Here is a 14,838-nt window from a genome sequence, read left to right on the forward strand (position 1 = left end):
AACTATTATGTCAACAATCAAACTAATTGTAGGGTTAGCCAATCCGGGTAATGAATATGCCGCAACTCGCCATAATGCAGGAGCTTGGTATGTTGATCTCCTTGCTGAACGTTATAATCAACCATTAAAAAATGATCCTAAATTTTTTGGATATAGTTCTCGAATTAATATCAATGGGCATGATGTTCGTTTGTTAGTACCAACTACCTTTATGAACTTAAGTGGTAAAGCAGTGCAAGCAATGGCTTCTTTTTATCAAATTAAGCCCGATGAGATATTAGTTGCTCATGATGAGTTAGATCTTAATCCGGGGATTGCCAAATTAAAATTTGGCGGTAGCCATGGTGGTCACAACGGCTTAAAAGATATTGCCAGTAAACTTGGCAATAATCTGAATTTTTATCGGTTGAGAATTGGAATTGGCCATCCAGGAGATAAAAATAAAGTAGTTGGTTATGTCTTAAATAAACCCTCTAAACCAGAACAAGAATTAATTGATAAAGCTATCGATGAATCAGTTTATTGTACTAATATTTTATTAACAAATGGAATAGAAAGTGCGATGAATCGTCTGCATGCATTCAAAGCTTAAAGTTGTCAACAATAGCGTGTTTTAATTAATTGACTATAAAAAAATCCACCTGATAGACAGGTGGATAACAAATCACGTATCAATTTTGATTAAGAAAATAAATGAGAAACATTACCACCTTTTTCAGCTATTTTCTTCATTACTTCTTTTATTAACCATGTATTCATCGATGCGGTATCGTCAGTACTGCCGGTATAATTAAGTTCGGTGGCGAGTTTTTTACGTGCATCTAAACTACTATCGATACCTAATAATTTCAATAAATCAACAATAGATGTTTTCCAATTAAGTTTTTCTGGAAATTTTTTAGCTAAATTATCCAAAATTGACATGACATCGATCTCAGATATCGGCGCTTTGTTGTCCGATGTGTTTTGTTGATTTTGATCGGAATTACTATTATTTGTGTTATTACTTGAAGTATTATCTGAAGTTTTGTCTTTTACTGTGTCAGTGATTTTATCAACTTGCTCTTTCACTGCATCTTTAGCATGACCTACAGCGGCTTGTGCGTTTGGAAATATTTTTGAAAAAATATTATTTAAGATACCCATATTACACCCCTTATGTTTAAACTGCTTATTAAAAAACTGCTTAACGATATAGATGTAGAAAATATCCCCTTAAGTATAGCGGTTAAGTATAAATTATGTCAAAACCACAATCATTTAATAGCATTTTTTGTAATATTAGTATTTTATGCTTTATTGTAACTATAACTATCTTATCTAACATTTTCGATTAATTGTTTTTTTAACTCAATGGGCACGCATAAATTAATAGTCTTTATTCTTTATTCACGTCATAAAAACACATTAAGATATTATACCAATTCTATTATTATGTGATCCAAATCACGATTTAGATTAATTTTGGAATACTATAATGAAAAATAACGGTAATATTTGGTTTACCAATTTTGGTGACACTAATTATATTTTAGAAATTTACATTAAAACTAGAGGTTATTATGAGTGCCATATTGAAGTCAGGAGGATATGTCCGTTGGCTTATGATTATTTTATTTGCGACGGGTGTTATCCTCAATTATGTTGATAGAAATGCTTTAGGCATTATGGCTCAGGAAATTATACGAGATCTAAATATTACACCTAAAGAATACTCTTATATTACAGGGGCTTTCCAATTAGCTTATACCATTTTTCAACCTATCGTTGGATGGTTTGTTGATGTAATAGGCCTACGTATTGGATTTGCAATTATGGTTGTAATATGGTCAGTTATGTGTGTACTACATGCTGGCGCTGGCGCATGGATCCATTTGGCTATTTTACGTTTTGTTATGGGTGGTGCTGAATCAGTCGTTGCTCCTGCTAATGCAAAAGTAATTAGTTTATGGTTTCCGAAAAAAGAGCGAGCTATAGCTAATGGCTGGAGTATGGTCGGTTTTTCTTTAGGTGCAATGATTGCTCCTCCTTTGATTTATACAATTCATCAATTTGGCGGATGGCAGTTAGCATTTTTAATTCCTGGTTCTTTAGGAATAATTTGGGCTGGAATTTGGCTTTTCTTCTTTAGTGAACCATCCAAAAGTCGTTTTATTTCTGAAGCTGAAAAGAAATATATTCTTTCTGAACAGGATGATAGCGAAATCCAGCAAAATAAAAATATTTGGGTTGCTCTTAAACAAGTGGTTAGTAAAAAGAAATTCTATGGTATTGCTATTCCTGCCTTTTTAGCTGAGCCTGCATGGGCAGCAGTTAACTTCTGGGTACCATATTATTTATTAACCGAACGAGGCATGCAATTGAAAGAGATGGCAATGTTTGTCTGGATTCCATTTCTTGCTGCCGATTTTGGTGGATTATCATCTGGATATTTTTCTAGAATGTTAAATAAACATTTTGGTCTTTCTCGAATAAATGCAGCATGTACAACTTATTTAGGTGCAGCATTGTTCATGTTATCAATGGCTTTTGCTAGTTTAACTGAAAGCCCTTATACGGCTATTGCATTAATTGCTATTGGCGCATGGGGACATCAAATGTTATCGGCGATGTTAACTATTCAAGTTATTGAAAACTTTTCTGGTAAAGAAGTCTCAACGGTGAATGGATTAAGAGGTAGTTCTGCTTGGATAGCGAGTTTCTTATTTACTATAGTTGTTGGGCAGTTTGTTGAAACTATTGGTTTTAAACCATTCTTTATTACCATGGGCTTTTTAGATATCATTGGCGCTATCATAATGTGTTCTTTGTTATATCAACGTAGCCAAAAAAATAACAAGTAATTCGCAAATTATTTATAGACACACATCCTAACTATAAATATAAAAAGAAGAATAGCGTGTATATCACGCTATTTTTATATGTAAATTTAGAAAATAAACAAGCCCATAATCATGGGCTTCAACATAGATAAATTATTTTTTATTCGAAAAATGCGCGTCTAATTGCGTATTCAACACCACGGATTTCAGCTAAGCCTCTTAAGCGTCCTATTGCAGAATAACCTGGATTAGTTTTCTTTTTAAGGTCATCAAGCATCTGGTGGCCATGATCTGGACGAACGGGTATTAAACGGTTTATACCAGCTTTTTTGCGACGTTCTTCTTCCGCAATAAGTACCTTTATTACGCCATACATATCAACGTCCCCAGCTAGGTGATCACCTTCGTGGAAAGATAATGGATTTTCTTCACGTACTGTTGCGCGTAGGTGAATAAAATAAACTCGATCGGCAAATTTTTCAGCCATAGTAACTAAATCATTATCACTACGAACACCATAAGAGCCAGTACAAAAGCAAAAACCATTATGGATACTATCAACAGTCTCTTTTATCCATTGCATATCTTCAATCGTTGAAACAATGCGAGGTAAACCTAAAATCGGTCTAGGAGGATCATCTGGATGAACAGTTAATACAACTCCAACTTCTTCGGCAACAGGTACAATAGCTTTTAAAAAATAAGCATAGTTTTCGCGTAATTTAGCTTTATCAATACCATCATAAGTTGCAAGATGTGCTCGAAACTGATCAAGTGAATAACCTTCTTCAGCGCCAGGTAAACCAGCAATAATGTTTGCTACCAATTTATCTTTATCGGCTTGTGTCATTTGTTCAAAGTAGTTTTTTGCTGAAAGGACATCTTCTTGACTATAATCTTTTTCGGCATTAGGTCGTTGTAAAATATGAATATCAAATGCTGCAAAGGCAATTTGATCAAAGCGCAGGGCTCTTGAACCATCCGGTAATTGATAACCAAGATCGGTACGAGTCCAGTCTAATACCGGCATAAAATTATAGCAAACCGTATCAATACCACAAGCAGCTAAATTACGAATAGATTGTTGATAATTAGCAATATGTTGTTCAACATTACCTGAATGGGTTTTTATCTCTTCATGAACAGGAATACTTTCGACAACAGACCAAACTAGACCTTTATCTTCGATTATTTTTTTTCGTTTTTGAATTTCATCAATAGTCCATACTTCACCGTTAGGTATATGGTGTAATGCTGTAACAATTCCGGTTGCTCCGGATTGTCTGATATCATCCAATGATACCGGGTCACTAGGGCCAAACCAACGCATTGTTTGTTCCATCTAAAATCTCCTTAATGATTCTTTATTTAATAAGTCATTCCAAAAGGAAGATCCATTAACAATGCATATTTTCAACTATTGGTTAACAATAGTGACCGGAATAGAGTCAAATAAATAACCATCAAAATTTGGATCTTCACTGTCAGAAACTGTCATTAATGTTTGTTTAACATTTTCTAAGTGTTGCCACATAGCATGGCGTGCAGCCATAGCATCTTTTAACTGTAAAGCTTGTAGAATTTTTTCGTGATCATATAGCCACTTTTTACGGTAACTATGATCGGTGATTCTACTTTGTAGCTGGTCCCACATTTTACTTGTAGATCGTTTAGCCCATAGATCTGACAATAAACGTTCAAGTACTGAATTTTTGGTAGCTCGTGCTATAGCAATGTGAAACATTTCATCAGCACTATAGTCATCAAGAACCTCTTGTTCTAATATTTGCCGTTCCTGTTCCAATATTGCTCTTAATTCAACAATATCTGCTTTGACAATTTGTGAGGCTGCAAAAGCGGCAATATTGCTTTCAATTAATTGCCTAGCTTGTAATAATTCAAATGGACCTAAATCTTCTTCTTCAATTTTCCTATCTTTTTCTGATAAGACTTCATCAGGTAAACCAATTACATAAACACCGGAGCCTTTTTTTACTGCAACTAAATTTTCAAGCTCTAACATAATCAACGCTTCACGAACTACTGTCCTACTGACATTAAAAGTTTCAGCAATGTCTCTTTCTGGTGGAAGCCGATCACCAATTTTAAAGGTTCCACTTTTTAATAATGATTTCAATTCATTACCAATTTCTTGATAAAGTCGATTGACCACTGGCATAATCTATAGTCCTTAGAATACTTTTAAGTTTAATGTAGATAATTATACGCTAATTATTACAACTCCTCTAAGCCTATAATAACAGAAAGTCGTTTCAGTTTTTATATTGGTTTACCAATATTGTTCGGTATTATAGTGTTTTTTGCAAGGATGCTTATAATATAAACCAAAAAATGTGACTAAAATCACAAAAATTAAAAAATAAAGGTGAAAATTTTATCAACAAGTGAAAATATGTCTAACCAATAAATACTGTCAACTAGTTAATAATGGTGTGTTACATGTTAAATTTATCAAATACTCCCCAATCAATTGCACACAAACCTTTATATGCCCGAGAAAAAATGGTAGCGCGGATTGTACATATAGGTTTTGGTGCTTTTCATCGGGCTCATCAGGCATTATTTACTGATCGCCTATTAAATAAAGGTAATAGTGATTGGGCCATTTGTGAGGTAAATATTGTCGGAGGTGAAGAGCTTATTAATGATATTCGAAAACAAGATCACCTCTATACGGTTTTAGAAAAAGGTGCAACATCTAAACAAGCTTATATTATTGGCAGTGTGAAAGAATCATTATTAGCGCCAATAGATGGTATTGAAACTATTTTAGAAAAAATGGCTGATCCGGTAGTCGAGATCGTTTCATTGACAGTAACCGAAAAAGGTTATTGTATGTTACTAGGTGGTGCTGGTTTGGATTTAAATAATCAATTAATTAAATCCGATCTGAGTTCGCCGACTAAACCTATGTCAGCTCCTGGCGTGATTGTTGAGGCCTTATATAGAAGGATGCAACGAGGTTTAAAATCATTTACTGCTTTATCATGTGATAATATGCCTGAAAATGGTTTGGTATTAAAAAAAGCGATTTTAGACTTAGCAAATGCACGTGACCCAGAGTTAGCTAAATGGATTGAAACCAACACCACTTTCCCTTGTACCATGGTTGATCGTATTGTACCCGCTGCGACAGCCGAAACATTAACAGAAATTCAAGATGCACTAGGTGGTATGTTTGATCCTTGTGGTATAGCTTGTGAACCATTTATTCAATGGGTTATTGAAGATAATTTTGTTACTGCTCGACCTAATTGGAACGAAGTTGGTGCTGAATTTGTTGATAATGTTGTCCCATATGAAGAGATGAAACTTCGAATGTTAAATGGTAGTCATTCATTCTTAGCGTATTTAGGCTATTTAGCTGGGTATGAGCATATTAATGATTGTATGAATGATGAGGCATATAAACAGGCAACTTTATCATTAATGCTACAACAACAAGTTCCAACTTTAAATGTTTCGCCGCAGGTTAATTTACAACAATATGCAGAAAAACTCATTGAAAGATTTAGTAATCCATCACTAAAACATCGAACATGGCAAATAGCCATGGATGGAACGCAAAAATTACCACAACGCATGCTTGATTCAATTCGTTGGCATATCAAACATAATTCTGATTTTTCTTTACTTGCTTTAGGAGTGGCTGGCTGGATGCGTTATGTTGGTGGTATTGATGATCATAAACAAATAATCGATCTTCGTGACCCAATGGTAGATGAGTTAAAAAAAATAGTAACCGCTAGTGATGATGGTATTGAGCGAGTCAATGCTTTATTAACTTTAAACGCTGTTTTTGGATCTGATTTACCAAATAATTCATTATTTAAAGATAAAGTAACTCAATATTATCTTTGTTTAATGGAGAAAGGTGCAAAACAAACTATTCAGGATTTATTTTTTTAAATTGGACTTTAGAGTATGAAAAAATTTTTAGATGATAACTTTTTGTTACAAACTGATGCAGCACAAAAGCTTTATTTTGATTATGCTAAAGATCAACCTATATATGATTATCATTGTCATTTACCACCAAAAGATATCGCTGAGAATAAAAATTTCGGTAATTTAACTGAAATTTGGTTAGCTGGTGACCATTATAAATGGCGAGTATTGCGAACTGCTGGTGTCGATGAAAAATTTATAACCGGAACCGCATCTGATTATGAAAAATATCTTACATGGGCAAAAGTTGTTCCTTTAACACTAGGAAACCCTATTTATCATTGGACCCATTTAGAGTTAAAGAGACCATTTGGTATAAAAAATATTATTTTTAATGAAAAAACAGCTGATCAAATATGGGCTGAAGCTAATGCTAAATTAGCAACAGCTGAGTTTTCTACTCGTGGTATTTTAACTCAAATGAATGTTAAAGCCGTTGGTACAACCGATGATCCTATCGATTCACTTGAATATCATAAGCAAATTGCATTAGATACCTCATTTCTGACTAAAGTAAGGCCTAGTTGGCGACCAGATAAAGTCTTCAAAATAGAATTGGCTGGTTTTGCTGATTATATTGCTGAATTAGGCAAAGTTACTGATATCGAAATTAATAATTTTGAAAAACTACTTTGTGCATTAACTAAACGTCTAGATCATTTTCAACAGCATGGCTGTGAAGCATCAGATCATGGTATTGAAATTTTACATTATGCCGACATTCGTAGCGAAAAACAGCTTGATCAAATAATAACAAAACGCCTTGCTAATCAATCCCTTTCTGAATTAGAAATTGCTCAATTTAGTACCGCGGTATTGGTATGGTTAGGTAAGCAATATCATAAACGCAATTGGGTAATGCAGTTACACTTAGGTGCGCTACGTAATAATAATCAAAGAATGTTTAAATTACTTGGCCCTGATGCTGGATTTGATTCGATTGGCGATAGAACAATTGCCGAACCTCTTTCTTCATTATTAGGTATTTTAGACTTAACTGACGAATTACCGAAAACCATTTTATATTGCCTAAACCCTCGTGACAATGAAGTGTTAGCTACTATGGCTGGCAACTTTCAAGGTTCAGGCATCGCAGGAAAAATTCAATTTGGATCTGGTTGGTGGTTCAATGATCAGAAAGATGGTATGGAACGCCAAATTATGCAACTTTCTCAAATGGGATTATTAAGTCAATTTGTTGGTATGTTAACTGATTCTCGTAGTTTCTTATCCTTTACCAGACATGAGTATTTTAGGCGAATCCTTTGCAATATGGTGGGAAATTGGATGGCAAATGGCGAAATTCCTGCTGATTTTAATTTAGTTGGCAACATGATTAGCAATATTTGTTTTAACAATGCAAATCGTTACTTTGGTTCTCATTAATTGAGTTTATTTTTGTCTAAAAAATAGAAATATTAGAATCAGATGACTCGTATTGGAAAATAGTTATTAATTTTTTAGGATAGTTATATGAAAACATTAAAGACATGGATTTTTAAGAATGACCAAAACAATTGCATTGAATTATTAGTAGATAATCGATTTAACTTTTGCCTGTATGTGCTTGAAGAAAAGATGTTTCGTGTTTTAATTAAACGAAATAATAGTTTATCACTTGATAGAACATGGAGTATTGCTCCTAATCAAGATACGCCATTAGAAGGTCGTGATCGATTAAGCACCGAAGGTTTTTCTTTACCAAAATATGAATTATTGCAACAAGACAATAAAGTTATTATTAGTTCAAGCCAGTTAAGAGTAACTATTGATCAACCATTATCACTAAAATGGGAATTTAAGAATGAATTTGGTGAGTGGCAATTGCTGGTTGAGGATAGAAGTACTAGTGCTTATTTAATTAATCCTCATGGTGATGGTATTGCTCATTATCAACGAAGATATAAAGATGAACATTATTATGGTTTGGGTGAGAAAGCAGGCGACCTTAATCGTGCCGGCCGCCGTTTTGAAATGCGTAATCTTGATTCAATGGGCTATAATGCTAAGGAGACTGATCCGCTTTATAAACATATACCGTTTACTATTACCCATCGAAATGATGTTAGTTTTGGACTATTTTATGATAATTTAAGCAGTTGTTGGATAGATTTGGGAACGGAACATGATAATTATCACCTTTTATATCGTCGTTACCAAGCTGAAGCAGGGGATATTGATTTCTATTTCTTCTTAGGGCCGAAAATTATTGATGTTACTAAATCTTTCATTAAGTTAACCGGTAAAACGTTTTTTGGCCCTAAGTGGAGTTTAGGTTACAGCGGTTCAACAATGTTTTATACCGATGCGCCTAATGCTCAAGAGCAGATGCAAAATTTTATTGATCTGTGTCAAGAGCACGGTATTCCATGTGATTCATTTCAATTGTCATCAGGCTATACCTCGATTAATGGTAAACGATATGTCTTTAATTGGAATTATGATAAATTCCCTGATCCGAAAGCTTTCACCAAATCTTATCATGAGGCAGGTTTAAGAATCGCTGCTAATATAAAACCATGTTTGTTACAAGATCATCCTAAATATAAGGAAGCAGCGGAGAAGGGACTTTTTATCAAAGATTCAGAAAGTGATAATCCTGAACGTTCAATGTTTTGGGATGATGAAGGTTCTAATTTAGATCTTACTAATCCAGCAACATTTAATTGGTGGAAAAACAATGTAACCAAGCAACTTCTTGAAATGGGCATTGATTCTACTTGGAATGATAATAATGAATTTGAAGTTTGGGATGGAGAAGCTCGTTGTCATGGTTTTGGTAAAGAAATTACTATTAAACATATTCGACCAGTAATGCCATTACTAATGTGTAGAGCATCAATGGAAGCGCAACAAACTTATAATCCAAATATTCGCCCTTATTTGATTTCACGTTCAGGTTGCGCAGGCATTCAACGTTATGTGCAAACATGGTCAGGAGACAATCGAACAAGTTGGCAAACTCTGCGATATAATATTCGTATGGGATTAGGAATGAGTCTATCCGGATTGTACAATGTTGGTCATGATGTAGGTGGTTTTTCTGGTGATAAACCGGAACCAGAACTTTTCGTACGTTGGGTGCAAAATGGTATTATGCATCCTCGTTTTACTATTCACTCATGGAATGATGATCATACTGTTAATGAACCTTGGATGTATCCAGAAGTTACACCAATAATTCGCGATACTATTTGTTTTCGTTATCAGTTACTCCCTTATTTCTATAATTTATTATGGCAAGCACATCATAATGATGAACCAATGCTAAGACCAACTTTTTTGGATCATGAACATGATGCAAATACTTTTAAAGAAACTGACGATTTTATGATTGGTAAAGATCTGTTAGTTGCGAGCATTGTTGAACCAGGCCAACGAGAGCGTGAAATTTATTTACCAGATAATAGTACTGGTTGGTATTGTTATCATTCACAGCAATGGTTTAGTGGTAAACAATCGATAACTTTACCTGCTCCACTTGAATCATTTCCTTTATTAGTTAGAGCCGGTGCTATTATTCCTATGTCTAAACGTATGGCTTATGTTAATCATCAATTAGATGATTACCGAGAATTTAAAGTTTTTCCTGCTAAAGGTGTTTATTCAACAAAAGGCAGTTTCTTTGAAGATGATGGCGAAAGTTACGATTATCAAAAAGGGAAAGGCTTATGGATTGATTGGGATTTAACCTCGGATAATCAACGTATTGATCTTCATATACAAGCAAGAGGTGAATATCAACCTGCTTGGGATGAAATTAATATTTCATTACCAAAAGGTGAATTACGTTCATTATTCATTAATGGTCATTCAATAAATAAAGTTTCTTTAAAATCTATCAAATAATTCTTTATTCTCTCAATTCAATATTAATTGGATTGAGAGATCTATATCAAATTGATTTGATTTCACTTAATGTGTTTTTATTAACAAACTTTACCTATAGCAATTATTTTGCAAATATGCAGTTAATTTGACGTTATTTTCCAATTAATTGTGGATAATACAAATAAACTGTAAATATTATTTTTTTACAGGACATTTTTAATTAGATAAGGTAAATTATTCGGTATAAAAATTTTATGGTTGAGTTAGTTGCTATTAATTTTAGCAGGAAGAAAGGATAAGCCTGAATTATGCGTGGTAATGAGCCAAAAGTGTTGACCTCTTTGTTATCACAAGGGGCCTTATTATCAAAAATAAAAGATAGAACCATTGCTTTAAGTCAATTGACCAAAATTATTGATGAATTACTTCCACCACCATTAATTCAGCAATATCGAGTTGCTAATTATCGTCAAGGTGTGCTTATTCTTGAGGTCAGTTCGGCCAGCTGGTTAACAAGATTAAAATATGAACAAGGTAACTTATTATCAGGGATACGCCAAAAAATTTTACCATCTTTATCTTCCATTCAATATAAAATTAATCCAACTATAGCAACTAATTATTCGCAATCAGTTATTTTGTCTGATAAGAATGTTAAAATTAGTAATGTTATTAGTAAGCAAACAGCAATATATTTAAATGCAATTGCAGAGCAAGCACCAGATAAATTAAAAAAACAATTGATTAAACTTGCGAACCATGCAAAATAAACTAAACAATATGTTCAAGTTATATAATTAAGAGCTATAAGGAGTGAAATATGGATAATAATATGATGACTTATATCGTCATTGGCCTAGTAATTGGATTTATTTTAGGCATGATTTTCATGAATTTTATTTCGCCAAAAGGGCGCAAATATATCAAAGCACAACGTGAATTAGAACAAACCCAAGAAGAGTTAGCCTCACAAAAACAAATGATGGTTAAGCATTTTTCACATAGTGCTGAAATTTTAGATAATATGGCCAAAGAATTCCGTCGTTTATACCAACACATCGCTGAAAGTTCAGGACAATTTGTAAATAATGAAAATAGGCCTATTATTGATCTAGAGTCAAATAATGACATCAGTATTAAACAAGAGTTAACGCTTGAAAAACAGCCTAAAGATTATTCAGATAACCCATCTGGATTATTCAAAAGTGAAGATATTAAACCATAATCAATTTTTAAATATTTTTTGATAAGATAATATTAATCAGATTTATATTGTCAATATTAAATCATTCAAACAAGAGAGTTTTATAATGAGTCATTCTTTACGTAAACCAAAAAATTTATTAAGCATAATTGCCTTAAGTTTAGGTTTAAGTTTAGCTACATTACCGAATGCTTATGCTGCTTTTCCGTTTATTCCAACGGATAATAATTTACAACAGCAACAACCTTCATTGGCACCAATGTTAGAAAAAGTACTCCCTTCAGTTGTAAGTATTAACGTTGAAGGTACAGCAAAAATGCAAAGTAATATGCCAGAAGAGTTTAGACGATTTTTTGGTTATCCTGATAGTCAGTCTAGATCATTTTCTGGATTAGGTTCTGGTGTAATTATTGATGCTGAAAAAGGATATATTGTTACTAATAATCATGTTATTGATAATGCAGATAAAATTACTGTTTCGTTAAATGATGGTCATGAATATCAAGCGAAATTAATTGGTAAAGATCCACAAAGTGATATTGCTTTGTTAAAAGTTGATGATGCTAGTAAATTAACTGCTATTAAAATTGCTGATTCAGATAAAACAAGAGTTGGTGATTATGTTGTTGCGATTGGTAATCCATTCGGGATTGGTCAAACGGTAACATCAGGTATTATTTCCGCCTTAGCTCGTAGTGGGCTAAATATGAATGGATTTGAAAACTTTATTCAAACTGACGCATCTATTAACCAAGGTAATTCTGGTGGTGCGTTAGTTAATTTAAATGGTGAACTAGTTGGCATTAACACCGCTATTATTGCACCAAGTGGTGGTAATGTCGGTATTGGTTTTGCTATACCAAGCAATATGGTTAAAAGTTTAACTTCTCAGCTTATTGAATATGGTGAAGTTAAACGAGGTGTTTTAGGTATAAAAGGTAATGAATTAACTTCAGATATCGCTAAAGCCTTTGATCTTGAAGTACAGAAAGGTGCCTTTGTTAGTGAGGTTATTGCTGATTCAGCAGCCCAAGAGGCGGGCATAAAATCCGGCGATGTCATTGTTTCTATGGATGGTAAACCTGTTGATAGCTTTGCTGAATTACGAGCTAAAATTGCCACAACAGGAGCTGGTCGTACCGTTAAATTAGGTTTAATTCGTGATGGTAAAGAGATTTCTGTTGAAGTTAAATTGAAGAACAGTGACCAATTAAGTACCGAGGCTAAATCTCTTCATCCAGCGCTTGATGGAGCAACATTGACTAATGGTGATGTAAAAGGTCAAAAAGGTGTATTGATTGAAAGTATTGCTAAAAATTCACCAGCTTCTCGTTTAAGCTTACAAGAAGGCGATCTTATTACAGGAGTTAATAAGACCAGAGTCGAAAGTATTTCTGATCTACGTAAAATTATTGACAGTAATCCTTCTGCTATTGCCTTAAACATTGTTAGAGGTGATAGTCGTCTTTATCTAATTTTACGTTAATTATTTAGCCAAATATCGTCGGTGCTTCGCATCGACGAAAACGCCTTTTTAACCCTCAGTTATATATGATAGAATCTTATTAATCATTCTTATCCTGTTTGTGACAATTATGCTTAAAAAAATTCTATGGCCGATATTAATCGGTGCTGTTTTAGCGATAGTGTTACTCATTATTTTTCCTTCTTTGAGAAATGGATCTCAATCTGATTTTTCAAGATCCATTTTTAATGATGAACCTATGAGTTATTCTAGTGCAGTAAAGATAGCTGCGCCTGCAGTGGTTAATATTTATAGCCGCTCAATTAATTCTGTACCTGAACAATCACAAGATAGTCCAATAACACCATTAGGTTCTGGTGTTATTATGAGTGAGCTTGGTTATATTGTTACCAATTATCATGTTGTTGATGGCGCAGAACAAATTATCGTTGCTTTGCAAGATGGACGAATTTTTGCTGCATTACCTGTCGGTTCCGATAAATTAGTTGATATTGCTGTACTTAAAATCGAAGCATCTAATCTTCCGATAATACCGATTAATCCTTCCCGCGATCCGAAAATTGGTGATGTCGTTTTAGCCATTGGCAATCCATATAATATTGGGCAAACTATTACCCAAGGTATTATTAGTGCTACTGGCCGTGATGGACTCAGTCCATATCGTCGACAAAATTTTATCCAAACTGATGCTTCAATTAATCATGGTAATTCTGGTGGTGCTTTAGTTAACACTAAAGGTGAATTAATGGGTATTAATACTCTGACATTTGCCAAAAATCTAGGTAATGATGTTCCTGAAGGTATTGGTTTTGCTATTCCAACAGCATTAGCCGTTAAAATAATGAATAAATTAATTCAAGATGGCAAAGTGATACGAGGCTATATTGGCATTGATGGTTTAGAATTTGCTCCAACACAAAATACTAGTGATCTCCCAAAAGTGTTAGGTATTTTAGTCACTAATGCTGAAGGTCCTTCTTTGCAGGCAGGTGTACAAGCTAATGATATTTTAATAATGGTTGATAATAAACCAGTAAGATCGATTGTTGAAACAATGGACCAAATTGCAGAGTTGAAACCGGGAACAATCGTCCCCATAATTGTCTTGCGTAATGGAGAAAAGATTCAACTGCAAATTACTATTGGTCAATTGCCGGTTTAGATTGGCCTTTTATTGCTTGATTATCTTTGATATAGGACGTATAATTCGCACCCTTATCATGTTATTTAACACTCGTATGGTGTATAAATTTTGCGGTTAAGCCATTTATATAGCGATACGAACAAACTTTAGAGGTTTATTATGAAAGAAGGTATCCATCCAGAATACACTGCAATTACAGCAACTTGTTCTTGTGGTAACAAAATTGAAACTCATTCAACTATTGGTCATGACATTCATCTTGACGTATGTGGTGAATGTCACCCGTTCTATACAGGTAAACAACGTGATGTAGCAACTGGCGGACGTGTTGATAAATTTAAACAACGTTTTGCAATGGTTGGTGGTAAAAAATAGTTTTACT

The 14,838-nt window shown here is 33.8% G+C and carries 13 protein-coding genes; 10 read left to right on the top strand and 3 right to left on the bottom strand.

What is annotated here, in order from left to right; genetic code table 11:
* Positions 1-7: 7 nt before the first annotated feature.
* Positions 8-592: an aminoacyl-tRNA hydrolase gene (gene pth, locus H3T56_RS05295; RefSeq protein ID WP_065613924.1), complete on the top strand. Its 585-nt coding sequence runs from the start codon at positions 8-10 to the stop codon at positions 590-592.
* Between the two features lie 89 nt (positions 593-681).
* On the opposite strand, the gene H3T56_RS05300 is transcribed toward pth, so the two are convergent.
* Positions 682-1,146 (bottom strand): DUF3597 domain-containing protein, encoded by a 465-nt coding sequence (locus H3T56_RS05300; protein WP_086319752.1) that lies wholly within the window; start codon positions 1,144-1,146, stop codon positions 682-684.
* 416 nt (positions 1,147-1,562) lie between these two features.
* Here H3T56_RS05300 and H3T56_RS05305 point away from each other — a divergent pair, with 416 nt between their 5' ends.
* A complete protein-coding gene (locus H3T56_RS05305) occupies positions 1,563-2,843 on the top strand; it encodes an MFS transporter (RefSeq protein WP_198192203.1) in 1,281 nt (426 codons plus the stop codon).
* Positions 2,844-2,982: 139 nt separating this feature from the next.
* Here the strand turns inward: H3T56_RS05305 and uxuA are convergent, their stop codons facing one another.
* Both uxuA and H3T56_RS05315 read right to left on the bottom strand, forming a co-directional pair.
* Complete coding sequence (uxuA, locus tag H3T56_RS05310) at positions 2,983-4,164, bottom strand: mannonate dehydratase (protein ID WP_086360258.1); 1,182 nt, start codon at positions 4,162-4,164, stop codon at positions 2,983-2,985.
* A 75-nt stretch (positions 4,165-4,239) separates the two neighbouring features.
* Positions 4,240-5,001, bottom strand: a complete 762-nt coding sequence (locus tag H3T56_RS05315; RefSeq protein ID WP_065613931.1) for a GntR family transcriptional regulator — start codon at positions 4,999-5,001, stop codon at positions 4,240-4,242.
* A 281-nt stretch (positions 5,002-5,282) separates the two neighbouring features.
* Here H3T56_RS05315 and H3T56_RS05320 point away from each other — a divergent pair, with 281 nt between their 5' ends.
* The 8 genes from H3T56_RS05320 to rpmE all read left to right on the top strand — a co-directional run bounded on the left by H3T56_RS05320 (position 5,283) and on the right by rpmE (position 14,831).
* Entirely contained in the window at positions 5,283-6,752 is a 1,470-nt protein-coding gene (locus tag H3T56_RS05320; protein WP_198192204.1) for a mannitol dehydrogenase family protein, read from the top strand.
* A gap of 15 nt (positions 6,753-6,767) precedes the next feature.
* Positions 6,768-8,177: a glucuronate isomerase gene (gene uxaC / locus H3T56_RS05325; RefSeq protein ID WP_198192205.1), complete on the top strand. Its 1,410-nt coding sequence runs from the start codon at positions 6,768-6,770 to the stop codon at positions 8,175-8,177.
* An 87-nt stretch (positions 8,178-8,264) separates the two neighbouring features.
* Positions 8,265-10,640 (top strand): TIM-barrel domain-containing protein, encoded by a 2,376-nt coding sequence (locus H3T56_RS05330; protein ID WP_198192206.1) that lies wholly within the window; start codon positions 8,265-8,267, stop codon positions 10,638-10,640.
* A gap of 290 nt (positions 10,641-10,930) precedes the next feature.
* Positions 10,931-11,392 (top strand): DUF721 domain-containing protein, encoded by a 462-nt coding sequence (locus H3T56_RS05335; protein WP_065577568.1) that lies wholly within the window; start codon positions 10,931-10,933, stop codon positions 11,390-11,392.
* A gap of 50 nt (positions 11,393-11,442) precedes the next feature.
* Positions 11,443-11,847, top strand: coding sequence for a YhcB family protein (locus H3T56_RS05340; protein WP_198192207.1), 405 nt, complete (start codon positions 11,443-11,445; stop codon positions 11,845-11,847).
* Positions 11,848-11,932: 85 nt separating this feature from the next.
* Complete coding sequence (locus H3T56_RS05345) at positions 11,933-13,312, top strand: Do family serine endopeptidase (RefSeq protein WP_065651474.1); 1,380 nt, start codon at positions 11,933-11,935, stop codon at positions 13,310-13,312.
* 109 nt (positions 13,313-13,421) lie between these two features.
* The gene (gene degS / locus H3T56_RS05350) at positions 13,422-14,474 is read left to right on the top strand and encodes an outer membrane-stress sensor serine endopeptidase DegS (protein WP_065613939.1); all 1,053 of its coding nucleotides are present in this window, start codon (positions 13,422-13,424) and stop codon (positions 14,472-14,474) included.
* A gap of 141 nt (positions 14,475-14,615) precedes the next feature.
* Positions 14,616-14,831 carry a 50S ribosomal protein L31 gene (rpmE, locus tag H3T56_RS05355; RefSeq protein ID WP_034904595.1) on the top strand — a complete coding sequence of 72 codons (216 nt, stop codon included), beginning with the start codon at positions 14,616-14,618 and terminating at the stop codon, positions 14,829-14,831.
* Positions 14,832-14,838 lie beyond the last annotated feature (7 nt).

This window comes from Gilliamella sp. W8123 (genome assembly GCF_016101085.1).
Lineage (GTDB): Bacteria > Pseudomonadota > Gammaproteobacteria > Enterobacterales > Orbaceae > Gilliamella > Gilliamella apis.